General features: G+C 62.6%; 24 protein-coding genes. 16 read left to right on the forward strand and 8 right to left on the reverse strand.

Translation table 11 applies throughout. From position 1 onward, the window contains the following. The 6 genes from ACZ3J7_RS35595 to ACZ3J7_RS35620 all read right to left on the reverse strand — a co-directional run. A partial coding sequence (locus tag ACZ3J7_RS35595; protein ID WP_353799025.1) for a TetR family transcriptional regulator occupies window positions 1–627 on the reverse strand: 627 nt, incomplete at its 3' end. 105 nt (window positions 628–732) lie between these two features. Then, the gene (locus tag ACZ3J7_RS35600) at window positions 733–1,833 is read right to left on the reverse strand and encodes a DUF2637 domain-containing protein (protein ID WP_311052749.1); all 1,101 of its coding nucleotides are present in this window, start codon (window positions 1,831–1,833) and stop codon (window positions 733–735) included. Window positions 1,834–2,278: 445 nt separating this feature from the next. Continuing rightward, window positions 2,279–3,196 carry a ParA family protein gene (locus ACZ3J7_RS35605; protein ID WP_083197736.1) on the reverse strand — a complete coding sequence of 306 codons (918 nt, stop codon included), beginning with the start codon at window positions 3,194–3,196 and terminating at the stop codon, window positions 2,279–2,281. A gap of 678 nt (window positions 3,197–3,874) precedes the next feature. Continuing rightward, the gene (locus tag ACZ3J7_RS35610) at window positions 3,875–4,459 is read right to left on the reverse strand and encodes a hypothetical protein (protein WP_311052748.1); all 585 of its coding nucleotides are present in this window, start codon (window positions 4,457–4,459) and stop codon (window positions 3,875–3,877) included. Continuing rightward, on the reverse strand, window positions 4,456–5,658 hold the full coding sequence (locus tag ACZ3J7_RS35615) for a replication protein (RefSeq protein ID WP_311052747.1): 1,203 nt from the start codon (window positions 5,656–5,658) through the stop codon (window positions 4,456–4,458). Before ACZ3J7_RS35615 ends, ACZ3J7_RS35610 begins: the two co-directional genes overlap by 4 nt. A gap of 306 nt (window positions 5,659–5,964) precedes the next feature. Next, window positions 5,965–6,198: a toxin-antitoxin system gene (locus ACZ3J7_RS35620; RefSeq protein ID WP_260684599.1), complete on the reverse strand. Its 234-nt coding sequence runs from the start codon at window positions 6,196–6,198 to the stop codon at window positions 5,965–5,967. Window positions 6,199–6,448: 250 nt separating this feature from the next. Between ACZ3J7_RS35620 and ACZ3J7_RS35625 the strand changes: the two genes are divergently transcribed. Next, window positions 6,449–6,781: a hypothetical protein gene (locus ACZ3J7_RS35625; RefSeq protein WP_465627503.1), complete on the forward strand. Its 333-nt coding sequence runs from the start codon at window positions 6,449–6,451 to the stop codon at window positions 6,779–6,781. Between the two features lie 471 nt (window positions 6,782–7,252). Next, entirely contained in the window at window positions 7,253–8,044 is a 792-nt protein-coding gene (locus ACZ3J7_RS35630; RefSeq protein WP_144298320.1) for a hypothetical protein, read from the forward strand. Here ACZ3J7_RS35630 and ACZ3J7_RS35635 read toward each other — a convergent pair. Continuing rightward, window positions 8,025–9,572 (reverse strand): AMP-binding protein, encoded by a 1,548-nt coding sequence (locus tag ACZ3J7_RS35635; RefSeq protein WP_260684598.1) that lies wholly within the window; start codon window positions 9,570–9,572, stop codon window positions 8,025–8,027. The genes ACZ3J7_RS35630 and ACZ3J7_RS35635 overlap by 20 nt on opposite strands. Before the next feature lie 211 nt (window positions 9,573–9,783). Continuing rightward, window positions 9,784–10,254, reverse strand: coding sequence for a helix-turn-helix transcriptional regulator (locus ACZ3J7_RS35640; protein WP_351636435.1), 471 nt, complete (start codon window positions 10,252–10,254; stop codon window positions 9,784–9,786). A 764-nt stretch (window positions 10,255–11,018) separates the two neighbouring features. On the opposite strand from ACZ3J7_RS35640, the gene ACZ3J7_RS35645 reads away from it, so the two are divergent. The 14 genes from ACZ3J7_RS35645 to ACZ3J7_RS35710 all read left to right on the forward strand — a co-directional run bounded on the left by ACZ3J7_RS35645 (window position 11,019) and on the right by ACZ3J7_RS35710 (window position 23,983). Further along, window positions 11,019–12,227 (forward strand): hypothetical protein, encoded by a 1,209-nt coding sequence (locus tag ACZ3J7_RS35645; RefSeq protein WP_366054179.1) that lies wholly within the window; start codon window positions 11,019–11,021, stop codon window positions 12,225–12,227. A gap of 132 nt (window positions 12,228–12,359) precedes the next feature. Beyond that, entirely contained in the window at window positions 12,360–13,919 is a 1,560-nt protein-coding gene (locus ACZ3J7_RS35650; RefSeq protein ID WP_366054178.1) for a cutinase family protein, read from the forward strand. A gap of 60 nt (window positions 13,920–13,979) precedes the next feature. Further along, on the forward strand, window positions 13,980–14,885 hold the full coding sequence (locus ACZ3J7_RS35655) for a DUF8176 domain-containing protein (protein ID WP_311052737.1): 906 nt from the start codon (window positions 13,980–13,982) through the stop codon (window positions 14,883–14,885). Further along, window positions 14,882–15,790: a hypothetical protein gene (locus ACZ3J7_RS35660; protein ID WP_138874165.1), complete on the forward strand. Its 909-nt coding sequence runs from the start codon at window positions 14,882–14,884 to the stop codon at window positions 15,788–15,790. The genes ACZ3J7_RS35655 and ACZ3J7_RS35660 overlap by 4 nt, the downstream gene beginning before the upstream one ends. Continuing rightward, window positions 15,790–16,419, forward strand: coding sequence for a DUF6668 family protein (locus tag ACZ3J7_RS35665; protein ID WP_231783613.1), 630 nt, complete (start codon window positions 15,790–15,792; stop codon window positions 16,417–16,419). Before ACZ3J7_RS35660 ends, ACZ3J7_RS35665 begins: the two co-directional genes overlap by 1 nt. Window positions 16,420–16,434: 15 nt before the next feature. Next, window positions 16,435–16,719: a hypothetical protein gene (locus tag ACZ3J7_RS35670; RefSeq protein ID WP_019749787.1), complete on the forward strand. Its 285-nt coding sequence runs from the start codon at window positions 16,435–16,437 to the stop codon at window positions 16,717–16,719. Further along, on the forward strand, window positions 16,716–16,949 hold the full coding sequence (locus tag ACZ3J7_RS35675) for a hypothetical protein (RefSeq protein ID WP_142006908.1): 234 nt from the start codon (window positions 16,716–16,718) through the stop codon (window positions 16,947–16,949). The genes ACZ3J7_RS35670 and ACZ3J7_RS35675 overlap by 4 nt, the downstream gene beginning before the upstream one ends. 199 nt (window positions 16,950–17,148) lie before the next feature. Further along, a complete protein-coding gene (locus ACZ3J7_RS35680; RefSeq protein ID WP_019749784.1) occupies window positions 17,149–17,427 on the forward strand; it encodes a hypothetical protein in 279 nt (92 codons plus the stop codon). 63 nt (window positions 17,428–17,490) lie between these two features. Next, window positions 17,491–18,099 (forward strand): DUF8175 domain-containg protein, encoded by a 609-nt coding sequence (locus tag ACZ3J7_RS35685; RefSeq protein WP_353799026.1) that lies wholly within the window; start codon window positions 17,491–17,493, stop codon window positions 18,097–18,099. After that, a complete protein-coding gene (locus ACZ3J7_RS35690; RefSeq protein WP_311052734.1) occupies window positions 18,096–18,947 on the forward strand; it encodes a DUF8175 domain-containg protein in 852 nt (283 codons plus the stop codon). Before ACZ3J7_RS35685 ends, ACZ3J7_RS35690 begins: the two co-directional genes overlap by 4 nt. Further along, window positions 18,923–20,509 (forward strand): TrbL/VirB6 family protein, encoded by a 1,587-nt coding sequence (locus ACZ3J7_RS35695; protein WP_185993520.1) that lies wholly within the window; start codon window positions 18,923–18,925, stop codon window positions 20,507–20,509. Before ACZ3J7_RS35690 ends, ACZ3J7_RS35695 begins: the two co-directional genes overlap by 25 nt. Next, on the forward strand, window positions 20,506–21,993 hold the full coding sequence (locus ACZ3J7_RS35700; RefSeq protein ID WP_030537673.1) for an SCO6880 family protein: 1,488 nt from the start codon (window positions 20,506–20,508) through the stop codon (window positions 21,991–21,993). Before ACZ3J7_RS35695 ends, ACZ3J7_RS35700 begins: the two co-directional genes overlap by 4 nt. An 11-nt stretch (window positions 21,994–22,004) precedes the next feature. After that, window positions 22,005–23,690 carry a hypothetical protein gene (locus tag ACZ3J7_RS35705; RefSeq protein WP_311052733.1) on the forward strand — a complete coding sequence of 562 codons (1,686 nt, stop codon included), beginning with the start codon at window positions 22,005–22,007 and terminating at the stop codon, window positions 23,688–23,690. Then, window positions 23,687–23,983, forward strand: coding sequence for a transposase (locus ACZ3J7_RS35710; protein WP_138874158.1), 297 nt, complete (start codon window positions 23,687–23,689; stop codon window positions 23,981–23,983). Before ACZ3J7_RS35705 ends, ACZ3J7_RS35710 begins: the two co-directional genes overlap by 4 nt. Window positions 23,984–23,996: the final 13 nt, after the last annotated feature.

Raw genomic sequence — 23,996 nt, forward strand, 5'->3', positions numbered from 1 at the left:
GTGGGGAACTATCTGGCCGTACGCGGGGAGAAACCATGGCCACAAAATGCGCCATAAATGGCCGCCAGTGGGGAGCTTACGATGGCCGTCGACAATGGTGCCGGCGCAGAGGTTCCATGCGAGTCGGTGTGTGGTGGGGGTGTCAGTGAGTTCACCTTCGGTGAGGGCTGTTTCGATGATGTCGCTGATGGCATCGACCCAGTAAGCGAAGGCTGCGCCGTTGTCGATGGTGGGTTCGAGGGTGAGTTTCATCCCGGCGCGCAGGTTGGTGTTCTCGGCGATTTGATGTGCGAGGGACGTGAAGATCGCTGTCAGCTTCTCCCCCGCTGTGGTGCTCGGGCCGGTGGCTGTTGCTTCGCTGATGGATTCGTTGACGGTTCGGTTCCAATCAGCGATGAGGCTCCCTGCGATGGCTTCCTTGGACGGGAAGTGGAAGTAGATGGCGCCCTTGGTGAATGCTCCGGTAGCGAGGATGGCATTGATGCTACTGGCGCCGTATCCGTCGGTGTCGAAGTGTTGTGCGGCTACTGAGACGATCGCTTCTCGTGTTCGCACTGCTCGGGCTTGTGTGGTGCGTGCGGTGCTGCCGGTGGGGCGGCCGATGTGGGGCCGAATAGTATTGCTCATGGTCACAGGTGCTTTCTGTGGCTTGGTCCTGGTGGTGTTGCTGCACTGCCAGGACCTCTGTTGTTTTTGAGGGTGGGGCTGCTGAGGCGCTGGGCCTCGCCGGTGTCAGTGCGCTGCTGCGAGTTCGCGGTCGGTGGTGTTCTCTGAGGACCGGAGGTCGGGCAGTGGCGGGCTCGTGAATCCTGCTTCCCGGGCTGCGATATCGAACTTCTCGTACCGGCGCCACGCTGTCGAGATTGCGACGGGCGGTTTCGATTCCATCGCGATGGTCTCCCATGTGAGGTTCGGGTTCGTGAGCTTGCGGACTGCGGTGTCCTTCACGTCCTTCTTGAGATTCGAGGTGGCGATGAACGCCATGAGGTCGTCCATTGCGGTGTCGCCGTCGGCGGCTTGGGCCTCTTCGGTGTCTTGACGGTTCAGTGCCTCTGTCGCGGTTTCTTGAGGGTCGAAGTCGTCGTGACGTTCAGCCATCATTGCGTCGGCGAAAAACGGTTCTGCAAAGTCCGCAAGATCGTCTCCCCGGTCGATCTGTGTCACCGTGTTTGTCGTGTCCTCGTTTCGTTCCGCTTCGACCAGCTCTGCAACATTGGGATCGGTCTCTCCGCGAGAGGTGGAGTCGCGGAAAGGTTCCCGGCTCACGGTCAGATCAGTCGCAATGCTCTTTGCATGCTCACTGTCGGTGACGTTTTCGACGATCGCACGGTAGGCGGCGTATGCCATTCCGACTGCCTTCACCAGGATCGTGATGCCGTGTGTGAATGCCAGGACCAGGGCCGGCGGAATGATCGCTATGGCCGCTGCGATGGCCGGCGCTAGTGGAATGAACCCGAGGTCTCCCCCACCATCGATTGACTCCTGTGCAGCGATTGCTGCGTGATAGGCGTGGTACGCGTTGCCCAGGATGCTGATCACGACGACGCTGACTGCGAGGGCGATGTAGAAGCCTCTGTCACGTCGGTTCATCTTGAGCTTGCTGATGATGACGATGGCGATGGTGGAGCCGAGGATTGCGCTGTCGACGATCGCGGGGAAAATCCAGGTCAGATTTTCCGGGATAAGTGCTTGCCGGGCGAGGTCTCGTTGCACGGCGAAGGAGAGTATGAATGCGCCGGTGGTGATGCCGAGTGCGATGACGATTGCGAGTGCGAGTGCGGCGAGCAATGCGCCTAGCTGAATACGGGCAGCCCTGAGGCTAAAGTCGGTCATGATCGGGTTTCTTCCTTCAAGTGGTTTCCCGGTCTGGAGCCTCGCCGGTTGCATCCGGCGGGGCTCCTTCGTTGTGTAGGTCAGTCGTCTGAGATTGGGCGGCCGCTGGGAAGTGCGCCGGTTTCTGCTTCGTATTGGTTGCCACTGTTGTGCACTGTCTCCCGGCGTTCCGCCTCTGCCGCCAGCGCTTTCTCGACGAATTGCGACCAGGATTTGTCGTCCTCGAGGTGGCTTGTGTTTCGGTAAGCACCTCGGGCGCGACTGAATACCTCTTGGTCGACGTAAACCGTAATACGTTTGGGCTTAGGCTTTTCCACCACTGACGGTGTGGGCTGTGGAAGCGGGGCGACCGGCGCGGGAGTGCGGTTGGATCTCTGCATTCGAGACAGGTCACCAGTCACGTTCCGCGGAGGTAGCGCCGTGAGCTTTCGGTCGGGCCGGTCATTCATACCCGTGCTTCCTCTCTTTCCGCTGTTGCAACGCGGGTGACAACTTCTTGCGCAACTGCAAAGAGGTCGTCTGCAACGGATTTGGACGATTTCGGCGCGAGAGCCTGAGGCTCGGCGTTGCCTTTGATGACGTCGTACCATTTCGGACCGCTTCGGACGACTGCATCGAGTTCGGCTGCGAGCATGCCCCGCTCTCGTGTTGCCTGGGCGGTGGCCTCGGAGTGACGAACGGTGGCCGTGAAAACGACGTCGTCGTTGCCGAACGCCTCTGCAATCGCAGACCTTGCTTGTTTGAGCACGGTTTTCGCTGATGTACCCACGGCTACGAGAACGACGCCCAGTAGATCCAGGTCGGGGTTGATAGCAGCGACGGCGTCGATACGGTGCGCCACGGCTGCCATTCCTTTTCGGCTGGATGCATCGGATTTGACGGGCACGAATGCCCATTTTGCGGCCGCTAACGCTGCTGTCTGCAAGGTTTCGTCGCCGGGCGGGCAGTCGATGAGGACCATGTCGTAGGTGGCCGCCATTGGAGCAAGGACCCTTGCAAGGGCGAGCTTTGCTCCATCTGGATCTTTGGACGCCATAGCGGTTAGAGCGGCTGTCGCTTGTTCGAGGTGCACTCCCCCGGGAAGGACGTCGAGATTTGCACGGACATTTTCGATGGGTTTTGCGTCGCCGCCGAATGCGATTGCGCTGGCAAGCGATCTCCCCTGATCATCACCGGTTTCACTGGTGTACCCGAGGTCTTCGGCAAGGTTTCCCTGAGGGTCGAGGTCGACGAGCAGAACCTTCTGACCAGAGGCTGCCAATTCTCCGCCGACGTTGGCTGTCAGGGTCGTCTTCAAGACGCCGCCCTTGCCGTTGATGACGGCGATCACCCTTTTACGTGTTTCGCGAAAGTCGGTCTGCATTGCTCTCCTTCGACAGCATTGGCGCGTTTGACGGTATTGACAGCATTCCACGCGATAACCAGTAATGCAAGCAATAGCAGTAATGCCAGCATTACTGCTAGCCGTTGGAAATCTCAAATATGGCTGCGGCGGAATGGACCCAATGCCAGTATTGCTGGCATTACTGGCACGTTCGCAAAATGTCACGAAAACCTCACTGACGTGCATGTTGCTAATAGCAGCATTACCAGCATTAGAGCCAGACAGGGTCCTCGTTGCCGGCAAAATCCACCAGGCGAGCCGCCGAAAGCAGGAATACTGGTATCACTGTCATTCCTGCCATTACGGGCCTCGTGGGGCCCAACCCTCACTCAAACACGATTTGCTGCTATTGGCAGTAATGCTGACATTTTGCGCTCGGGGTGGCGCTACTTCCGTTTCGGGCCGCCGTCATCACGCAAAATTGCAGGTTGCGAAGCCGAGCCGTGGCGCCGCACGGTGGGTGCATGTCCCGCTCTACCTTCAAAGTGGATAGGGGAGGGGAAGGCTATTGCGGTTGCTCGCCGGGCTTGGGTCCTCAACTTCGGATCGCGTTTGCCAGTTTTGCATGCGCCACCAGCCAGGCTTTGCGTCCTTCCGCAGAGCCATCTCATTGCTCCGGACGCACGGCGCCAGATGCAAAATGAACAATCATTCGGCTCACGTTTCCTTCGCCCGGAGTCGGATGTTGTTTCGTGCTGGACCGAAGACTGTCACTCCGTGTTCGACCTCGGCCGGCGTCGAGCTTTGGTGAACGAGTGAAACCCGGTCTGTTGCGTGCACTGCGGCTTGGTCGTGGGAGTGCACGGTCGCGTTGTCGTAGGCATAGGTGGCGGTGTCTTCTCCGACGTCGCCGAAGGAGTCGTCGACAAGGTTGCTTGTGGCGCGGTTGGTGGCGCGAACGCGTGTGGTGTCGAATGCGTCGGTATGGGCGTTCCCGTAGGCGAAGAGAGTTGCGTGCCCGAAGATTTGGGATCGTGCGGCGTCGGTGGCCACGATCTGGGCACTGCGCTTCGTTTCGGGCGTCAGGCGGGTGATGATGACCCGTGAGACGCCGACGATGCGGATCGTGATGCCGTCGGGCAGCTCGGCGTCGGTGAGTTCTAGGGGTTCGTCGTTGCGGTGGTCGATGACGATCGTCTTTGCGCCGGTGCGCAACCGTTCGTGGATCTGGGGGACGGTCTGGCAGGGGGAGAGCGGCCGGCGTTTGACGGGCGGCTTTGCGGACGGGCGTTTTCCGTTCATCGCTTACCCCGATCTGAGAGATGGGTGATCCACACGGGCGAGTTTTCATTCTCGCGCGCGGATGCTTGGGTCTTTCGGATGCGGGCGCTGTCGGTGGCTCGGCGGGCGACGAAACGTGCCGCTTGGCGGCCGGGGGAGTCCTCGGCCGCGGCTGATGCGTAGCGTGTGCGTTCCGCCTCGAACTCTGCTGCCTGTCGTTCCCGTTCGGCTTTTTCCTGGTCAGCGGCGATTTGAGCGAGAACGTGCGGGGCGAAGGCGAGATCCTGCTGCTTCATGAGCCAGCGCATGAACGCGATGGGGTGCTTCGGGTTTGGTGCCATCCGTGTGGCCTTGCTCCAGGCGTCGATCGTGTCGTTGAGATCCGCGGCCGTCCAACCGTGTGCAGCTGGGTCGGTCAGTGCGGGTGCCCATCCTCGGGGGGTGTGCTGGCGCGCCCAAGCGGGAGTTCGCGGGTTTCCGAGCCATTTGGATGCGAGCAACAAGCCCTTCCTGATGGCTTCGGCCTTCTCGACGTCCGCCTTGGACTCCTTGCGCCGCGGAGCGGCTCGTTTATCCACAGATCGTTTAGTAGTTAGAACCTCTCTACGAGAGGAAGGGATACAAAACTGACCCCTGCGGGGGTGGGGTGCCATCTGTATAGATCCGTCGACGACGATGCGGGTGTTATCCACAGGCTTGCGTGGATGCAATGCCCAGACAGATGCCCAGCCGCGGCCTCGGTCTTGGAAGCGATGGGAGCCGAACCGTTCGCCTCTGCGGCGTAGTCGGCCGCGGAGTACTTCGGTGGCCACACGCAACAGTTTGAGGGTCTCGCGGGCGCGTTGGATGGTGCGTTCGCCAAGGCCGGTGCGTTCGACGAGGGTCGCAATGGTGAGGCGGCTGTTGCGTCCGGTTTTGAAGTCGGCGGCGCCGGCCATTGCAGCTGCGACGTTCAGGAGTGTTTTGAGGCTGATGCCTCCACCGGTGTTGGCGACGAGCTGCGGGCGGATGGTGTTGTATTCCGCGGTGTACGCCGTTCGGACACAAACCTCGACCCAGTGCTGCTGCCCCTGCCAGTAAGCAAGACCTGCGTGCGCGCCCTCGTCAAGTTCAAGGCGAACTTGGCAGTAGCGGCGGCACGCTGCTTCGCGGCCCCCTAGCGCGTTGAGGTACGCAGGGGTCAGCGAATGGCACTGGTGCCCGTACAGATGGCCCCTCATTCTGCGAGGAGTACGAGCTGTTCCGTAGCGGCGCCGCGTAGGGCTGCTACCGCAATACGGACGTTGTACGGTCGCGGCCGCATCAAACAGTGCGACTCGCGAAAACTGAGTTGTTGAATCTTCATCAGGGCGCGATGTACCCTGAGACGTACCTAGCACGGTAAGTCCCTTCGGGGATGCAGTAGTCGCGAGCGGCGAACTCGCTATCTACAAGGACGGACCCTGGTTTCTCCGGCATGAGAGCCAGGGTTTTGTCGTATGTAGATGTACTACTGCGCTCTAGCTATTCAGATGTTGTAGTGGCGACTACGCAGCTGTGAGCGGCAGCACCTCCTGATTCGGATTCAGTTCGCGGACAAGATCAGGGCGATCAGCGCGGAGGCAGAGCAAGTCGGAAACGTACTGGCTCACTGAAGAGACGCCGGCTTTTTTCCGTTCGATCTCCAAGAGCTCGTACAGCTCGTCAGGCACCCGACCAAGCCGCTTACGTTCTCCAAGGCTCGGGCGTCCGACCTTGTTGTGAGTCCCCTTGCTCGGCATGGCTTCCTCCCTGTCCGCGGTTCCGCTAATTCTGGACCTGTAACGTTGGCACTCTGCGGAGGCGCGCCGATTCCTGGTCCAAAAAATCTTCACGGCTTGACTATAGTAAGGCCTGACTCTAAAACAGACCGCAGATCCTCTGGCTGAGATGACGGGGCGTGAGAAAATGTTGCTCATGGGACGAAGCGCGACTCCGCTGGCCACTCGTGTCGAAGAACTGTTCACTGACCGTTGGCCACGCGGAAACAAGGTGGCGAACGCCTTGGTCGCTGACTATGTGAGCAGAGCCGTGGGACGCCCGATCGATCGGCAGTACATCTACCGCATCCGCACGGGACGTGTGAGGAAAGTCGACGTCCCTGTCTTGGAAGCGATCGGTCGATACTTCGACAAGAATCTGGACTACTTCTCGGGCGAGCCGACGCCGCCAGCCGACGAACTTGATCGAGCGCTAGCCGAGAGCGGAATGCAGATTGCAGGGTTGAGAGGGAAGAAGCTCACAGAGGCGGACCGTCTCCAGCTCGCTCGCTTGGTGCGGGAGGCGAACGATCTCCTCAAACGCGATGAAGCGCAGGATTCATGAGCGCGCAATCCCGCCGGCGCATGGATTCATACGTCCGGGTGACTGTGCGAACACCATTCAGCATCGAGACCTTTCTGAAGAATGTTTCGCACGAGCTCGGCCGTCCCGTTCATCGACTAAGTGGACTGCCCGCAGGGAGTCGCCTGTCGGGCGTGGCACTCGAAGAGCTGACCGGTGGGGGCGGGGCGGCTTTCGTAAGCGGGCCGGACGAGAGTCCCGAAGATCACCAGCTGTACGTTCTCGCACACGAAGTGTGGCACCTGATCAAAGGCCATCGATGCACGAAGCATCGGGAGGATCTCACCCCGATTGCGCGGCTGGCTGGGGTATTTCGGGAACTGGAGTGCGAAGTCTTTGCGTGGAAGGTCGGTTTGGCAGCAACCCGATCGCTGCGCCCGGCGGGCAGGCTGCCGGCTCCAACCCACTTGTTGACCTCTGCGTTTGACTCGCGGCCGCGATGACAGGCCGCGTGTGATCGCCTCCTGGGCTTCCTATGCTTTGTTTGCCGCCGGCATTGTCCTTCTCTTGAGGGGTTTGATCCTCCAACGCCGAGAGCGGTCACTGCTTGGAGTTGGGTTCATTTTTTACGCACTTGCGCTGCGCACCTACGCGCCGCTGCTGCCGATCGGAACCCGAACCCCGTTGGAAACCGAGGACCGTATCTGGGGAGCTACGTTCACCGTGATGGGCGGCTGGGCGCTGCTGACGTTGATGACGGCGACGATCCATGCGTACCGCACCAATGAGGTGGATTGGTCTAAGCCAGCAATAAAACGCGATTTCGCGGTACTGGCGATCGCGGCCGTGGCCAGCACATTCATCCTGCGGGTGGCTTTGTCTGGCGGATATGCCCCGACTACGGATTTCCTCAACGAATACGGATCAGACCCTGCGGTCATGGTCTACGAACTCGTATTCGTGCTTTGGATGGTCGTTCCTTTCGGACTCCTTGGCTATCTGACCTGGAAACATACCGATGACTTCGGCAGGTCTCTGACGGTTATTGGCTGCGGAGTCAGCGTCGCATGGGGAGCATGGAAGCTGATTGGTGTCGGCGCACACCTAGTGGGTTACGACCGGATCAACATCGAATCGCCGGTGAGCGTGGCCCTTGCCTTGACCGCGTGCTTCTTCGTCGTCAGCGGTCTCTCGGTCTTCACCGTGCGCCGCGTAGCGAAGCAGGTGAATCTTCTGCTCCGCTACGGGTGGCGGCGAATGATCGACGACGCGAGGCACCGATCCCCTAGAGATACTGAGCAATAAGTCGAGATTTGAAAATCTTGCCCGAATCTTCGCGAGGTAGTGAATCGACGATCTCAAGTGTTGTGGGGATCTTGTACTTCGCCAATTCTGTGCTGAGCGCTTGTCGAATACCTTCGATGGTCAGTTTGCTTCCTGGCCTCGCGATGACATGAGCGGCGACGGACTCACCGAACTCTCCGCCTGGAACTCCGAACACTGCGACGTCTTCGGCAGTCGTGAGCTTCATGATTGCGTTTTCGACCTCGGCCGGATAGATGTTGACTCCTCCGGAAATGATGACCTCGCTGGTCCTACCAGTCAGATACAGGAAACCATCAGAATCGACATAGCCTTGGTCTCCAACCGTGACGAACCCGGGGAGTGGACTGCGGTCGGCGGCGTCATGGTTGATGTACGAGAACTTGGGCCAGTAGTCGGCTCCCTTCACATACACCTCGCCAACTTCGCCCGCAGGCAACACGACGCCATCACTAGACACAATTCGAACCTCAGCCCCGTCAACCGGCCGGCCAACGCTACCTGGATGTTGAGCCCATTCCTCTGCGTTAATCCAGGTAATTGTGCCGGCTTCGGAGCACCCGTAAAACTCGATGAGAGCATTGCCGAACCATTCGATCGAACGGCGCTTCACCTCGGGCGGGCACGGCGCGGCCGAGTGAATCAAATGTGTCAGGCTGCTGACGTCGTACCGAGATTGGGTCTCAGCAGGCAGTGAGAGCAAGCGAGAGAGCATGGTGGGGACAATTTTGGCTTGCTCGATCCGGTGCTCTTGGATGAGCTGAAGGAAGCGTTCGGCATCGAACCTGGGCATGATCGTGATGTTCGTGCCCATCCGCAACGCAAGTACAGCAAGCGCGTTCGGGCTGGTGTGGTACATCGGACCTGCGACCAACATCTGTCCGCCGGGCGTAAGGCCCATTCTTGTCGCTGTTCCGCCTGCGATCGACAGAAGTTGATGCGGGGACATCCGTTCTCGCAGTACCCCTTTGGGTAGTCCTGTTGTTCCGGAGGTGTAGACCATTCCCATGGAGTCGACGATGGCACCCTCTTGATGAGGTAATGGCGTTTCGGTTTCTCTGAGCAACTCCTCGAGCGTGACGTATTTGCCGCTAGGGCGCGCCAGTTCACTGCTCACTCCCAACTCTGCGAGCAGTTCACCAGGCATAGCTACTTCGATGATGTCGACGGGGTTCTGCAACTGAGAAACAGCATCTTCGACGCTACTGATGAACTCGGTGTGCGCGATTACCAGTCGCGCGCCGCTGTCGCCGAGGAGATGACAGATCTCTGAGCCAGTCCAGTGCCAATTGACTGGAACCGGATTTCCGCCGCAGCTGGCCACCGCGAGCGAAACCTCGAGAAACTCGATGTCATTCCGCATTACGAGAGCTACACGTTCCCCTGGCTGTATTCCTCGCGCCTTGATCGCGGCGGCAAGTCGGCCGGCACGTTGGTGGGACTCGTGCTGGCTACGGACTCTGGTTCCACAGGTGACGGTCGGCTGTTGAGGGTCGTCCATTGCACTCATGCCATCGAAGTCTGCCAGGCGAGGGCCTGTGGCGAGCTGATGGTTCAACTCCGCAGCGCCGCGAATCGGACCAAAGTCACATAGCAGAAGCGCGTGGGATGTTGCAGACAATCGCCCGAAGCTGTTTACTTCTGATTGCGTAGTCGATCAAAACTGATCGTTTGAGTTACTTGCGGGCGGCCACACAGGGGAGGCGAGGATGGAGTTGAACTCACGGCGACGTATGGGGAGGCCGGGTACGGGTTCGCTCATATGCAGCCTTAACCTCGTCCACCGTGGCGTCGAGTCCCTGGGACAATTTTTCGGCGACATCTTCCCTCAGTCGAGAATGCCCTCGCTCGACGGTAGCCAGAGCGGTCGTGGACATTCCAATCTTCTTGGCCAACTGAGGCTGCGTCAGACCCCGAAAGACCCTGAGGTCTCCCAAATATCTCTCATTTCGCGGGATGAGCACTACGTCATCCATGGTGATACCGAGAACATTGACGACCCGAGCAAGATAGTCGACCTGCGGGGAAGCCTTGCCCACTTCCCAACTCAACACAGCAGCGGGGCTTACTTCTGCAAGTCTCCCGAGCTCCCCCCTGGTGAGCTTTTTCGCCTTACGTGCAGCTTCCAACGAAGCGGGCGAAAACCCCCTCAAGATTCGTCGGCTCATTCCTCGCACCCGCACATGAGCCATCACTTTGCCTGACCCCAATCTATGCCGTCCCAGTGTCCTGCAATGGACATCGGTGGTAACATCCTGTTTTAGAATCAGATCATAAAGTACGAAGATGCGTGGCGAGAAGGGGGAAAGGGCCGAGATGCAGACGAATTCATCGACGCACCTACTCTGCGCATCTCGACAAAGCTCAGTCGCAGGCAAGCCAATTCGCCTGGCTATAGATGCGACTGCGGTGGTTGCTGGCGCAAGGTTATGCCGAATCGCGTGCCACACATACGCAACCGCGAAAGACCCCAGGGACGGACTCCTGTTTGGCGACCGGTCCCGTCCCTGGGGCTCTCTTCTGCCTGCGACACCATTCGCATCAGGGCGTCCGGACCGCAGGCTTTCGAGCTTATGCGGTGTCGTTGAATCCGCAACCAGCCGGAGGCAACTATGGAAAATCCCGCAAGGCTTTCCGTTGAAAATGATCGCCACGGGATAGTTCCTGCTGGCAAACGCGAGCACGCGAGCACGGCTGAGTACTTCGTCGTCTCCTCATATCGCGTTATCGAACCTGTGCCGTGCGCCGGCCGGGCCATGGGGCACACATGTGTACCCGCCCTCGTGGTCGGCGCCCGACTCTGCCCGGTCGGACATTCATTGATTCCCACGGGATCCGTTGTCATGGCGCATTTTTCACGCTCCATCGAACTTCCCGACGCTGTTGCGTCGGGATCACAGGCCGCGTAGCTCTCGCTTTTTGTGCGGCCGTGCACGTCCACCATTCCGGTCAATTGTTGAACCACAACAAGTTTGAAAGGGCACTCATGAAGCATTTCCAGAAGCCACGTTCGGGCGGTCGTCATCGCGCCCCGTCCACTACTGCGGTCGCTACGGTTTCGTTTGCCGCTGTGGTGGTGGCAACGTTCGGAGGGGCTGGTTTTGCTGTGGCTGCTCCGGGCGATCAGCCTGGCGTAACCAGTGAGGTTCCGGTGCCGAGCCAGCCGGGAGTGACCACACCTGCTCCTTCGACGCCCGAACCCGCTCCTGTGCAGACATGGGTTCCGACTCCCGTCGAATACCAGCAGCCTGCGCAGCCGCTCCCGAACTGGGACTACAACACCAACGAATACACACCGCCGACCAACACCAGCGACAACTACGTTGCGCCGATCGACTACACGTCGATTCACCTCCCGACGCAGCTCGAGACGTTCACGGCACCGATTCAGGCTCCGGAAGACAAGATCCGTTTCGGCCGCTACCTCGCTGATCGACCCAACTGGATCGCCAAGGACACCGCGGACAAGACCAACGGTCAGACCGCTGTCATCGAAGCTCAGGTGACGGACTTCTGGCGCTCGACCGGCCTCGAGGCCGACGAAGCCGAACGTCTCGCAGCAGCTCAGGTCGGCGGCGCCGCTGCCGGTGCGCTCGCAGGTGCAACCGCTGCCGCTGTCCCGGCCGCCACCGTCGGCGCATTGATCGGCGGAACCATCGGCGGGACTTCGGCGCTGACGTTATTCGCTCCGATCGTGACTCCCATCGGCGCCGTTCCGGCTGGGGTCGTCGGCACGGCAACGGGTGCGGGCATCGGTGCAGCTGTACTCGGCGTACCTGCCGCTATCGGCGGCGCGGTCGTCGGCGGCGCCGGTGGCGCTCTTGCCGCATCTGCTTATGGTGCAGGCGATTTGGGTCAGCCGATCGATTTCGAAATCCCGGACATCGACCAGCCCTCCATCACCGAGCAGACCGAAACCACACTCGATCAGTGGTCCGCTAACCCGCCTGTCGGTACCGCGGCCGCTGACACAGTCCGCAACACCGCTGCTGCTGCACCTGTCGTCGATCAGCAGATCCGCGACGCGGTGACCTCGCTGCCCGGCGGCGAAGGTGCGGTCGCAGCATTCGACCAGGCTGTAACCGATTTCCAGGCCAACACCGCTGTGCCCGGCCTTCCGCTGGGGATGATCGCCGACGCCATCGGTGCCGGTATCCCGGCGTGAACCGTCCATCCGGGGTGGGCGCGCTGTCTGCTCTGAACTTCGATCAAGGGATCTGATGTGATGTTCACTCGTTCTCGTTCGACTGGCACCGGGACCAGCTCTACTGCTGGTCCCGGTGCCAGGTCGGCGGTAGTGGGCCTGTCGCTGGTCAGCGCTACCGCCGTGGTCCTTTCGTTTGCTCCGCTGGCCAACGCAGCTCCCGCGTCCGGTACCGATCTGGTGAAGGGGGAGTGCCCCGCACTGTTCAGCCTCGGAGTGCAGGGAACTGGGCAGTCCGCTCCGGATGCAGCGCCGACGACGGACACCGGCATGTTGTCGCAGGTGTTCATGCCGATGATCGCGAAGGCGGTCGACGGCGACAAGGAATTGGCCGGCCGCGCGTACGTGCCATACGAGGCCGGGTTCGGCGGCGCTGTCCCCGGCGGCAACGTGCCGTATTCACAGTCCGTCGAGGGCGGCTTGCAGAATCTGCGGGACATGGCTTCGGAGGTCGCGGCTACGTGCCCGGACACGAAGTTCACCCTGGCCGGTTACAGCCAAGGCGCACATGTGGTTTCACTGTTCGCCGAAGAAGTCGGCAAGGGCTCGGGCGTGATCGCTGCGGACAAGGTTGTCGGTGTCGCCACGTTCGGTGACCCGACCCGCGCTGCCGGTGCACCGCTGTTTCCTGGCTCGCCCGGTCAGACGTCCCCGAAGCCTGCTCCGGGAACAGACGGCGCTGAGGTGTCCAAGGTGTCCGCTCTCGATCAGGTCCCTCCTGCTGGTGGCGGTATCGGGCCGGTCGCGGACGTGGCGGAGAACTACGGCTCGCTGACCGGACGGGTGGCGAGCTTCTGCCAGTCCGGTGACCTCGCGTGCGATGCTCCGCCGGATTCTCCGATCCTGCGGGTGGTGACCAACATTGCCGGTCAGTCGGAACTGTCCTCGGGTGATCCGATTCGGTCGTTGGCCTCGGTCGGTGACGCTCTGGCGATGACGTCGATCAAGACTGCGGTGACCGTGGTCAACGAGGACATCTCGGGTACGACGTTGGCGAATCTGTCGATCGCGCCGAAGAAGTCGCTGTCCGAGCGTCTTGCGGTGGCCTCCGATCCTCGGACTCCGTTGCCGTCCACCGATGATGCGATCAAGGCGATCATGAAGGTCGGCACGATCGGCTTCAACGCGGTCAAGACTGTCGCGAAGGAAGTTCTGACCCCAGCGAACATCGCGGAGTTGGCGACGGTCGGGCTGGCCAATCCCGCTGGCGCGGTTGCTCTTCTGGGCACCAAATTGGTCGGAGCGGCAACGAAGCTGATTCCCCCGGCCACCACGTCTCGGTTGACGACGCAGGCGTTCGCGGCGGTCAAGGACAACGTCAGTGACAACAAGGATCTGCTCAACCTTGCGACGCTGACGAAGTATTCGTCCACGGTGGCCGCCCACGGAGGTTACGGCTCGGTGCCGGCCACGGCGACCGGGACATCGGCGACGGCGTTCGTCACCGATTGGTTCGTCGCGTTGGCGAAGGACCTGGCAGATCGTGCAGGTGGATCGCCTTCTTCCACTACGAAGGCCACGTCCACGGCGGTCGCGACTCGCCCGTCCTCGTCTTCTTCGGCGACAACGACGACGAGTCCCCGTCCGACCAGCACCTCCACCTCGATCACTTCGACCACGGCGGTCGCTACGCCGACTGCTGCGGCGAACTGATCGGGCGTTCTGGTGCGGGGTGTTCGTACCCCGCACCAGGACCTCCGGAGAAAGGACTCGATGGTGACAAATAACAACAATGACGATCCCAAGTCTTCCAATCCCGTTCTCGACCAGTGGTTCCCACCGTTCACGCCTGCGGCGGACGGGAGAGCGCAGACCTCTGCGCCGGTAGAACCGCTTCCGGTCGTGGACCTCGCGTCCGACGACGACTCATCTCCAGCCGCTCCGGAACCAGATTCCGTTCACGTGCCGTCTGTAGCCGCTGCTGCTGACTCCAACGACGTCCCTGTCGACGACAGCGGCGCGGCGTGGCTGCGGGAAGCGATGCAGTACACGCAGGACCAGGCAGCGGCCGAACCGCCGCCCCTGGCTGCTACTTCGGCTTCACCCTCGCAGCGCCTGCGTGGCCGCGCTGCGGTCATCGGCGCGGTCGCAGCGGTCGCAGTCCTTGTGATCGGCGGGGGTGCGATCGCCGCTTCTGCGCTCGGCAGCGGTGACGACGACGCACCGATGAACGTCGCGGAGATCGCTCCCGCAACAACCAGCACGGCAACCACCTCGCAGACTCCGAGCTCGGTGGCTCCGCAGTCGTGGTGCTCGCCGTCGACGGAGGCCGGAGTCGTTCGCGGGTCCGGCCCCGGCGGAACCGGTTCGGGTCCCGATGCCATTCTCGCGTTCGATCACGCCTACTACGTCGAACGCAACGGGGCCAAGGCCCGCGCACTGCTTGTCTCCGATGCGCAGGTGAAGTCGGCAACCGCCGAAGAACTGCAAGCCGGTATCGACACGGTTCCCGCTGGTACCGAGCACTGCGTCGAGATCCGCGCAACCGAACCGAACACCTTCGCCGTCACCCTCGAGCAGCGCTATCTGGACGGCTCCCGCGTCAGTGGCCGTCAGATCGTCAAGGTCACCGATGTCGGTGGCCGCACGCTCATCACCTCGATTGGAAAAGCATCGTGACCGACAACGACAACTCTCAGGATTGGCTCGGCTGGCTCGGTGAGGAACCGGAGGTCGTGGAAACACCGGTAGCCCAGGTGTTTCCGCTCGTCGCTCCCCAACCGAAGAGTTCTGCGACCAAAACATCCACCGCCGCTGCCCAGGTTCTCGATCCCGTCCCGCCGATGACGTTGGTCGTCGGTGCGTGCGGGGGAGCGGGGAGCACCACCACGGCGATCGGTCTCGCGAACGCGTGGTCGACCATCGGTGCGACAAGTGCTGTCGTCGATGCCACGGTCGGCGGCGGCGACCTGGTCGAGCGCGGAGCGGATTCGACCGTCTCGGAAACCTCGATCGAGACGATGTTCGGATCCTCCGAGACGCTGCACGCTGACGAGTCGTTCAGCGCGTCCACCTCGGCAACCTCGGCCGGCGCCCACGTCCTCGGCCGCCACTGGCTCGAAACCATCGAACCCGACTTCCGGCAGGTCGATCGGTACGTCCGCGCCCAGGTCGACACCACGGTCTACGACCTGGGGCACCGAGCGTTCGGCCGCGAGAGTGCGCAGTCGCTCCGGGGAGAACCGTGGTCGACGATCGTTGTCGCGGTCCCGTGCCGCGCCGACGCATTCAACCGGATGCGAGCCGTCCTCGAGACGATCCGGCTCACCGCCGGAGAGAAGGCACTCGATCGCACGATCGTGGTCATCTCGCACCAGACCGCAGGCCCTGCTGCTGCCGATGTCTCGCAGCTCCGCGACCACCTGACCGGCAAGGTCTTCGCGGTCGAGGAAATCCCGTACGACCAGCACCTTGCGTCGGGGTTGACGATTTCGGCGACCGACCTCGCACCCGACACCGCTGCCGCGTACGAGCAGATCCGCAGTGTGAGTGTGCGCGCAGCGGACAGCCGGAGTGATCGCTGATGGGCGCGCAACGCTTGTCCGCCGAAACGGGACACCGAGTCGACCTCACCGATGCGTCGGTCCGTCTTCCTGATGCGGTGGCCCCGATCTGGGACGAACCGATCCCGCTGCCGCCTGGTGCGCCGAAGCCGATGGTGTGGCTGCTCGGCGCTCACGGCGGAGCCGGAACTTCGACTCTGGCGCAGGTTCTCGCGCCGGCCGCTGAATGTGGTCGCCGGTGGCCCGGCGGTCACGGCGGGCAGAGTCCGTTCGTTGCCGTCGTCGCCCGCGAGACGGTGTCCGGTCTCGTGCGCGCTCACGAGCTGCTGCGTCAGCACGCGGCGGGCAAAGGCGGACCCAGCCAGGTCGTCGGTTTGATCACCGTCGCCGATCGGCCAGGGCGCAAGGTGCCCAAGCCGATTCAACAGACTCTCGACCTCGTCACCTCGCTCACAGCGGCGCAGTGGCGGGTCGGGTGGATCGAACAGTATCCGCTGGTACGTGACCCGACCTCGTTGCAGGTGTGGTCACCGTTCGATCCGGAACCGGAACGCAAACGTGGCCCCGACGACGTTCCGGCGGACATCGCCGAACTCGGCAAGGCCTTACGCGAATCCATCATCGCCCGCATCAAAACCCAACAAAGTTGAAAGGTTGCCCACCACATGGTCATTCACACGCTCCAGACCGGCATCGACATTCTCGCTCAGATCGACCTCACTCCCGAAGCGCCTCCGAAGTCCGAAGGATTCCTCCGACTCGGTCGGTGGCTGCTGTGGGGCGTCGTCCTCGCCGGGGTGTGCGCACTCGTCTATGCCGGCGGAAAGTTCGGCTGGGAAAAGTACTCCGGCGGCCAGCTCGAATCCCCGAAGATCGTCGTCGGCGCACTCATCGGCGGTGTGATCGCCACCAGCGCAGGAACGATCATGAACACGGTCGTGTTGTCGTGATTGCCAGCGTGATCATGCTCCTGGTCGGACTCGGAGGCGGCACGCTCGCCTTGTACGGCAATCGTCTCTGCACCCAGGGCCATGCGAAGGCGGCTGACGACTACGCGAACGGTCGGCCGACGGCCACGGGTATGCGCGTGCTGGACAGGGGCTTTCTGCTGGCAGTCGCCGGGATCGTCGTTGTCGTGATCGCGCTGCTCACGTTCCTGTTCGTGGGTCCGATCCAGTGAGCGCGGCGCAGTGGGCATTGTGGTTGGTCATGATCGTCGCGGTTGTCGCGACGGTCGGCGGGGCTGCGGTCACAGGATGGGAGAGGTTTCGGGGGTACACCCCGTGCTCTCGCTCGGATCGGGCGCAGTGGTGTGCACTGGCCGGCGCTGGTGTCCTGAGTGTCACCGCGGGAGTCTCCGCAGCTAGCGGGGTTTCCCCATGGTGAACCTCACACTGGCGGCCGCACAGACGGCTCTGGCCTTCAAGACGCCCCCGCCGGAAGTCACCGACCCGATCATGACCCTGCTGCGCTACCTGCTGTGGTTCGCGTTCGCGATCTTCACCATCTCGATGATCTGGGCGGCAGGACGGCTGGCATACACCCGCTCACAGTCACCACACGAAACAGATTCCGCCCAAACGATTGTCGTGATCCTGATCGTTTCGGTCATGGCATCCGGTGCGTCCGGTATCGCTGCCGCCCTGTTGTCGTTCTGACCTTCATCTGACGAAAGGCATTTCCTTCCAATGAAACTCACCCAACGCATAGGGTTCGCCGTCATGGCTGCCGCTGTCGTGGCGGTCGGGGCAGGATGCGGGTCCGACGACTCCGATACTCCCGCTGACGTGGCGACGACCGCCGCTCCGGACGTGTCGGCACCGCCGAGCAACGTCCGGTGGCAGGACTACCAAACGATCGCGTTGCCTGTCGCCGATCAGGGACCGAAAACCAACTCCGGTTCCGGCCCGGTCAGCGGCTTCACCCACGATCCGCAGGGCGCGGCGCTCGCTGCGATTCAGCAGACGGTGCGGCTTTCGGTCGCTCCGGATCACCAGTGGCCCGGTGTCGTGGCCGCAGGTGTTGCGCCTGGTCCTGCTCGTGACGATTTCGCGATCAGCCGACAGTTGCTCTCGTTCACTGCCCCGCCTGCTCCGGCGGAGGCACCGAAGATCGTGGGCTACGAGGTCACCGACTACAACGCCGACAACGCTGCGGTGACGGTGTATTCCTCGTTCCCCGATCAGTCGTTCGCCGCATCGCAGGTAACGGTGGTGTGGTCGGGCGAGGACTGGAAGCTACTGCTCCCAGGCGACGACGAGACCAGCGGCCGGGTGAGTTCGGTCGACGGGCTTCCGTCGTCGGCGATTGCATTGGCGGCCAACCGATGAGGGCCACGAAGCAGCAGCCGCAGAGCAGCGAGGACGAGTCCTTCATCGGTCGCAAATGGACGTTCTACCTTGCGCTGATCATCGTGGTCGTCGTTGTAGTGGGCGGTGTGATCGCCGTGGTGATCAATCGCAGTCAGACCGACGAACCGACCGCGCAGCCTCAGCCGGGAGCGACGATCTCTCCTCAGCAAGACCGCTCGGACTGGGGATTGCCGTACATCGACGAACTCGGATTCCGGGTCGAAGTACCCCCGAACCCGAACGGTGTCGCTCTCGATCAGGATCGTTCCGGCCAACCGGACCGGGGCGCGGCTGATTACGCAGCACTTCCGCCCGCTGGGGTGATGTGGCAGAAGGTGCAGAACTTCCCGATGCCGTTCTCCACTTCGGATGGCCCGTCGAAGGTTGACGGGGCTCTGGCCACCGGTTTCGCGCAGACACCGCAAGGAGCGGCGTTGGCCGGGTTCCAGACCGTCAACCGCGCCCAGTCGAGCTATCATGGCGCCGTCGCATTCTTGGAACGCCGGGCAGTGGCTACCACTCCCGAATTGGAAGCGGAGCGGAACTCAAGCCTGGTCGATGCTCGCCAAGCAGTTGCCGATGGTCGAACCGGCGCTCTGGGTGCGCCGCTGATTCGGCAGGAAGCGTACCGACTCAAGTACTGGTCGCCGGATTACGCGGTAGTGGAGTACGCGGCTAACAACGTCGCCGGAAACGGATGGACCACCGCGTCTCTTGAGCTCGTGTGGCGCGACGGTGATTGGTTCGTCAAGATCGCTCCGCGCACGGCGGGCGATCTGGGGTCGACTCCGACGTTAGCGGGGTGGACGCGATGGCCAGGAAAGTAGTTCTCGCACTCGTCCTCGCACTGCTGGTGATGTTCGGTGGGGCCTCTGTCGCCTCGGCGCAGGACGCACCGCAACCTCCCGGCGATTCACAGGCGGAGGAGGAGTCGAACGGAACGTGCGATGTAGTCGGCGGTATCGCGGCCGGGGTAGCTACAGCTGCGATCCCCGTCCTCGGCGGCTTCTTGGGTGACGCGGCGGGTGGGCTGTGCGAGGCCGGCGGCAATCCGGTCACGGCGGTGACGAACTTCGCGGGCGACAAAGTCAACGAGATGTGGGATTCGCAGTTCGGCGACATCGTCAAGTCGTTCCTCGAGGCTATGGCTCAGGTGTTGACGATGGCGATGACGTGGTGGATCAAGCTGCCGAATCCGGATCTGGCGAATTCGACGCCGCTCCAGGCGATCACGGAGTACACCGGCTGGATTCAGTTGGCGTTGCTGACCGCGTCGGTGATTTTCATGGCCATCAAACTGGCGGCCGCGAAACGTCACGCACTGCTCAACGAAGCGGAGGAGACGTACAAGGCGTTGGCGCGCACGGTGTTCGCGACGACGATGTTCGCCTCGATCATCGCGTTGGCCACTCTTGCCGGTGACCGGTTCGCCGAGTGGATTGTCGACGACACCTCGAACAAGGACCCGATCGGGATGGTGAACTCGATGCTCGCGGTCAGCGCCTTCACCGGTGCTTCTCCGGGGCTGCTGTTCGTGATCGGCCTGGTGGGGATCTTGGGCGCGCTGGCGCAAGCTGCGTTGCTCGTGGTCCGTCAGGGCTTGTTGATCGTCGCTGTCGCGGCTGTGCCGGTTGCGGCCGCTGCGTCCGGAACGAGTACGGGATCGCAGTCGTACCAGAAGTTGGTGTCCTGGATTCTGGCGTTTCTGCTGTTCAAGCCCATCGGCGCGCTGGTGTATGCGATGGCATTCCTTTCCGCTCAGGACTCGGCGCGAATCACCGAAGGGCAGACGCCGACGGCGGATCAGTTCCAGCAGTCCTTGATCGGCATCATCTTGCTCGCGCTCGCGGCTGCGGTTCTGCCGGCGTTGCAGCGGTTGATCGCTCCGGCGGTCGCGGCCGTGGGGTCCGGCGGCTCGGGCGCGGCGGCGACGGGCATGGCGTTGATGGCTGGTGCTGCGGCATTTACCGGTGGCAAGTCGATGGCGGCCGGTAAGTCGGCCGGCGCAGGCAGCAAGTCTGCGGGCGCGTTCAGCGGCGGACCCGGCGGCGGAAACAGTGGCGGGTCCTTCGCAGGTGGCGGTCGTCCGGGCGGCGGAGGCGGCGGCGGTGGCGGCGGTGGTTCACGCGGCGGCGGCCGCGGAGGAGCGTTCGGTCAGCCGCCGAACACGCGGACCTCTCCGGCATCTGGCCGCACTTCTCAAGGTGCCAGCGGATCGCGCAGCGCGAGCAGTGGCGGCAAGGGATCCGGCGGCGGATCGAAGGCGAGTAAGGCGATCGGCGCAGTCGGCTCGGGTGCGAAGTCCTCCGATCGCGGCGCGGGAGACCTTGCCGGGGACCGGTATTCGAGTAGTCAGACCGATCTGGGAAGGAACACGATACGGCGATGAGCACCACAAACGAGAACGGTTTGCTCTACACGGGCTGGACCAAGCCACGTAATTCCGGGTTGTTCGGTCTGACGTGGGGCACGACGATCGTCTGCTTCGTGCTGGTGATCGCGGTTATGGGATCGATGTTGGTCGGTGGTTTCAAGGTCGGCCTGACGGTGTTGGCGGTTTCCGTCGTCGTTGCTGCCCCGCTGGTGTGGGGCAGGGACGGACGGAGTGGATACGAAATGACGGTATTGAGAATGCAATGGCTCCGGACGCGCCGTCGGCGCGAAAACATTTACCGCGGTGGACTTTTCTCTGAAATCCCCGGCGGGAAGGCACTTCTGCCCGGCGTGGCCGCGGACACGAAACTCTACGAGGGTGAGGACGCCGCCGGGTACCGGTTCGGGATGATCCACATGCCCAAACTTCACCTGTACACGGTGGTCCTCAAGGCGTGGCCGCAGGGCGATGAAGCGGTCGATCAGTCGATGATCAACGAATGGGTGGGGGAGTGGGGTGTCGTCCTCGCCTCGATGGGTCAGACCTCGGACGTGGTCTCGGTCGTCCCGGTGATCGACTGCGTTCCCGAGACCGGAAACCGGTTGCTGGCGGAGGTCATTCGTCAGACCGAACCGGATGCACCGCAGTTGGCGCAGGACTCGAACTACGAGGCGGCTGAACTGTTCGCCACCGAGCAGGCTCAACTTCTTCCCCGTTTGGCGGTCACGTTCCGTGCGACCACCGATGCTCGTAAGAAGGACCCTTCGGAGCAGGCCGTCGAAATCGGTCGCAGGCTTCCCGGTCTGTGCGCCGCGATGCGCTCCGCCGGAGTCGGCGTCCGCCCGATGGCAGCCTCGGACGTCATTTCCTTCGTTCGCCGCTCCACCGATCCGGCCTCGCAGGAAGACATCGAACGCGCCGACGCGACGGTGGAAGGACACGGTTTGGACTGGTCCGATGCCGGCCCGATCTCGCATGAAGAACGCTTCGACCAGTACATCCACGACGGTGCCCGCTCGGTGACCTGGGAAATGGAGATGGCGCCGACCGGCGCGGTCGACGAAGGCGTGTTGCGCCGCATCCTCGCGCCGAACCCCGACATCCCACGTAAGCGGGTCGCGATCGTCTACCGCCCGCACACGGCCGCGGATGCAGTCAAGATCGTCGACAACGACTACAAGAACGCGCTGATCGCCGAACAGGGCGGCAAAGGCATCGGCTCGGTCACCGCGACGTTGAAGGTGGAAGCGACCGCCCGTGCCCGTGAGGAACAGGCGCGTGGTCACGGCCTGGTGCGGTTCGGCATCTTGATCACCATCACCGAACCTCTCGACGGGGACATTCCGGCGATCGACGCGATCATCAAGGACCTGTCCGTGCAGGCGCGGTTGAAGGTGCGCCGCGCGTACCGCTACCAAGCTGCCGGGTTCTACGGCTCCCTCGGCATCGGCGTCATCTTGCCCGAGCACGCCTCCATGCCGTCGGCGATGGCCGGATAGGGGGCACGATCATGGTCAAACTCCTCACCGAAGAACAGCGCCGGCAAATGCTGGCGCGCTCCCACGGCCCCACCCTGGCCGGTGTCCTGGCTCGTCATCACCTCAAGATGGACGACAAACGCCGCCGGAACCTGGAGGCACAGAAGGCAAGCGAAGAACAAGAAGGGTTCCTCCTGCCTGCCCTCAAGCTCTCCGACCGCGGCTATCGCGGTGCGGGCGGTGGCCGGATGGCCTCGGTCGGCCGGCAGGTCGAATACCGCGCATCCTCGGCGCAGGCGGCCGGCATGTGGCCGTGGGCCGTCGGCGCCGGTGCTCCGCTGATCGGGACACCGGTCGGGCGTCATCTGCTCACCGGCGCCCCGGTCCTGTTCGACCTGTTGTCCTGGTTCGTCGAAGGCCTGATCACCGCCCCGGTCGGGTTCGTTCTCGGACTCAACGGATACGGCAAGTCCTCGTTCGTGCGCCGGATGGTGCTCGGCGGCGTCGCGCAGAAGGTGACCACCCTCGTTCTCGCCGACGTGAAGCCGGACTACCGCAATCTGATCGAGGCCGTCGACGGTCAGGTCATCGACCTCGGATACGGGTACGGCCGGGTCAACCCTCTTGCCGGTGGTGTCCTCGGCTCGATCCTGCCTCGGCTGGCGGTGTTCCCGGAGCTGGCCCGCAAGATGCTCACTGAGCTTCGGGCACGCCAGTTGCAGACCATGTCCGGACTGATCGAACTTTCCCGTGGCAGTGCGGTGCGCGACTACGAGGAAACGATCATCTCGTCCTGCATCGAGATCCTCTACAACGAAAAGGGCTTCACCGCGGAGAACCCGCCGTTGATCGAGGACATGTACAAGCTCGTCAAAGAAGGCCATCCGGAGTTGATGGAGAACGCGGCCGCCGTCGGCGAGCACGAGTACCGCGAAGCGACCCGCGATCTGCAACGTTCTCTGCGCGGCCTGGTCAAGGGCTCGTTCGGTGAAATCTTCAACGGCCACACCACCACCGAAATCGACCTCGACGCCCCGGCGATCTGCATCGACGTCTCGCACATCCCCGAAGGCCACACCCGCCTCAAGGCCGCGGTCATGTTGGTGTGCTGGTCCGACGGCTTCGCCGCCATCGATGCCGCCCACGCCCTCGCCGATGCCGGCCTCGGACCGCAGCGCCGCTTTCAAGCTGTCATGGACGAGCTCTGGCAGGTGCTCGGGCTGGGTGAGTTCATGGTCGATCGCGTCAACTCGCTGACCCGATTGAACCGCACGATTGCGACCGCGTTGTGGATGATCACGCACACGATCACCGACCTCGAAGCCATGGGCTCAGTGTCGGCGGCGAACAAAGCGAAGACGTTCATCGAACGTGCCCGCGTGAAGGTCATCGGCGCTGTTCCGGAAGCGGAAATCGACCGCCTCGAGCGGATCGTGAAGTTCACCGGCACCGAAGCCGACATGGTCACCGGTTGGTCTTCACCGCCTGCTCGCACCGGTGAGCGGCGTAAAGAAGGTGAGCCGAAAGAGCCGCCGCCCGGTCAGGGCAAGTTCCTGATCAAGGTCGGTGAGACCCGCACTCCCGGCATCCCTGTGCAGCTGATCTTCACCCCGTCGGAAATCGCGTCCGGAATTCACGACACTAATTCCCGGTACGGCGACCTCACCTCGGACGGCATGAGCGACGACGACGGTTTTGAAGGAGAGGGCGCGGCATGATCGCCGAACGCAAGTACAAGTCGCTCACCCCGCAATTGCGGGCAGCGGCGGTCAAGAAGGTCGCCGAGCTGACCACGAAGGTGTCCTCGCGGTGGAAGGCGATCGTGCTGGTCGCCGAAGCGTTGGAAGTACATCCGAACACGCTCCGGAACTGGGTCAACGCAGATCCGGAGATGGCCGCGACCCGGCGCGTCGACACCGCTCGTCTCGAACAAGAGCACCGGGTCCAGCTCGCGGCCGCCACGGAACTGATCAACGAACTCTCCGATCACCTCCACGGCCGCAGGCAGTAGGGGCAGGTCACTT

The sequence above is a fragment of the Kitasatospora sp. NPDC015121 genome, assembly GCF_055562955.1.

Excerpts from the sequence above, each read along its gene's own strand:
- ACZ3J7_RS35600 (WP_311052749.1), bottom strand. The coding sequence starts at position 1,833 with ATGACCGACTTTAGCCTCAGGGCTGCCCGTATTCAGCTAGGCGCATTG.
- ACZ3J7_RS35605 (WP_083197736.1), bottom strand. The coding sequence starts at position 3,196 with ATGCAGACCGACTTTCGCGAAACACGTAAAAGGGTGATCGCCGTCATC.
- ACZ3J7_RS35610 (WP_311052748.1), bottom strand. The coding sequence starts at position 4,459 with ATGAACGGAAAACGCCCGTCCGCAAAGCCGCCCGTCAAACGCCGGCCG.
- ACZ3J7_RS35615 (WP_311052747.1), bottom strand. The coding sequence starts at position 5,658 with ATGAGGGGCCATCTGTACGGGCACCAGTGCCATTCGCTGACCCCTGCG.
- ACZ3J7_RS35620 (WP_260684599.1), bottom strand. The coding sequence starts at position 6,198 with ATGCCGAGCAAGGGGACTCACAACAAGGTCGGACGCCCGAGCCTTGGA.
- ACZ3J7_RS35635 (WP_260684598.1), bottom strand. The coding sequence starts at position 9,572 with ATGAGTGCAATGGACGACCCTCAACAGCCGACCGTCACCTGTGGAACC.
- ACZ3J7_RS35640 (WP_351636435.1), bottom strand. The coding sequence starts at position 10,254 with ATGGCTCATGTGCGGGTGCGAGGAATGAGCCGACGAATCTTGAGGGGG.
- ACZ3J7_RS35655 (WP_311052737.1), top strand. The coding sequence starts at position 13,980 with ATGGTGACAAATAACAACAATGACGATCCCAAGTCTTCCAATCCCGTT.
- ACZ3J7_RS35665 (WP_231783613.1), top strand. The coding sequence starts at position 15,790 with ATGGGCGCGCAACGCTTGTCCGCCGAAACGGGACACCGAGTCGACCTC.
- ACZ3J7_RS35670 (WP_019749787.1), top strand. The coding sequence starts at position 16,435 with ATGGTCATTCACACGCTCCAGACCGGCATCGACATTCTCGCTCAGATC.
- ACZ3J7_RS35680 (WP_019749784.1), top strand. The coding sequence starts at position 17,149 with ATGGTGAACCTCACACTGGCGGCCGCACAGACGGCTCTGGCCTTCAAG.
- ACZ3J7_RS35685 (WP_353799026.1), top strand. The coding sequence starts at position 17,491 with ATGGCTGCCGCTGTCGTGGCGGTCGGGGCAGGATGCGGGTCCGACGAC.
- ACZ3J7_RS35690 (WP_311052734.1), top strand. The coding sequence starts at position 18,096 with ATGAGGGCCACGAAGCAGCAGCCGCAGAGCAGCGAGGACGAGTCCTTC.
- ACZ3J7_RS35700 (WP_030537673.1), top strand. The coding sequence starts at position 20,506 with ATGAGCACCACAAACGAGAACGGTTTGCTCTACACGGGCTGGACCAAG.
- ACZ3J7_RS35705 (WP_311052733.1), top strand. The coding sequence starts at position 22,005 with ATGGTCAAACTCCTCACCGAAGAACAGCGCCGGCAAATGCTGGCGCGC.
- ACZ3J7_RS35710 (WP_138874158.1), top strand. The coding sequence starts at position 23,687 with ATGATCGCCGAACGCAAGTACAAGTCGCTCACCCCGCAATTGCGGGCA.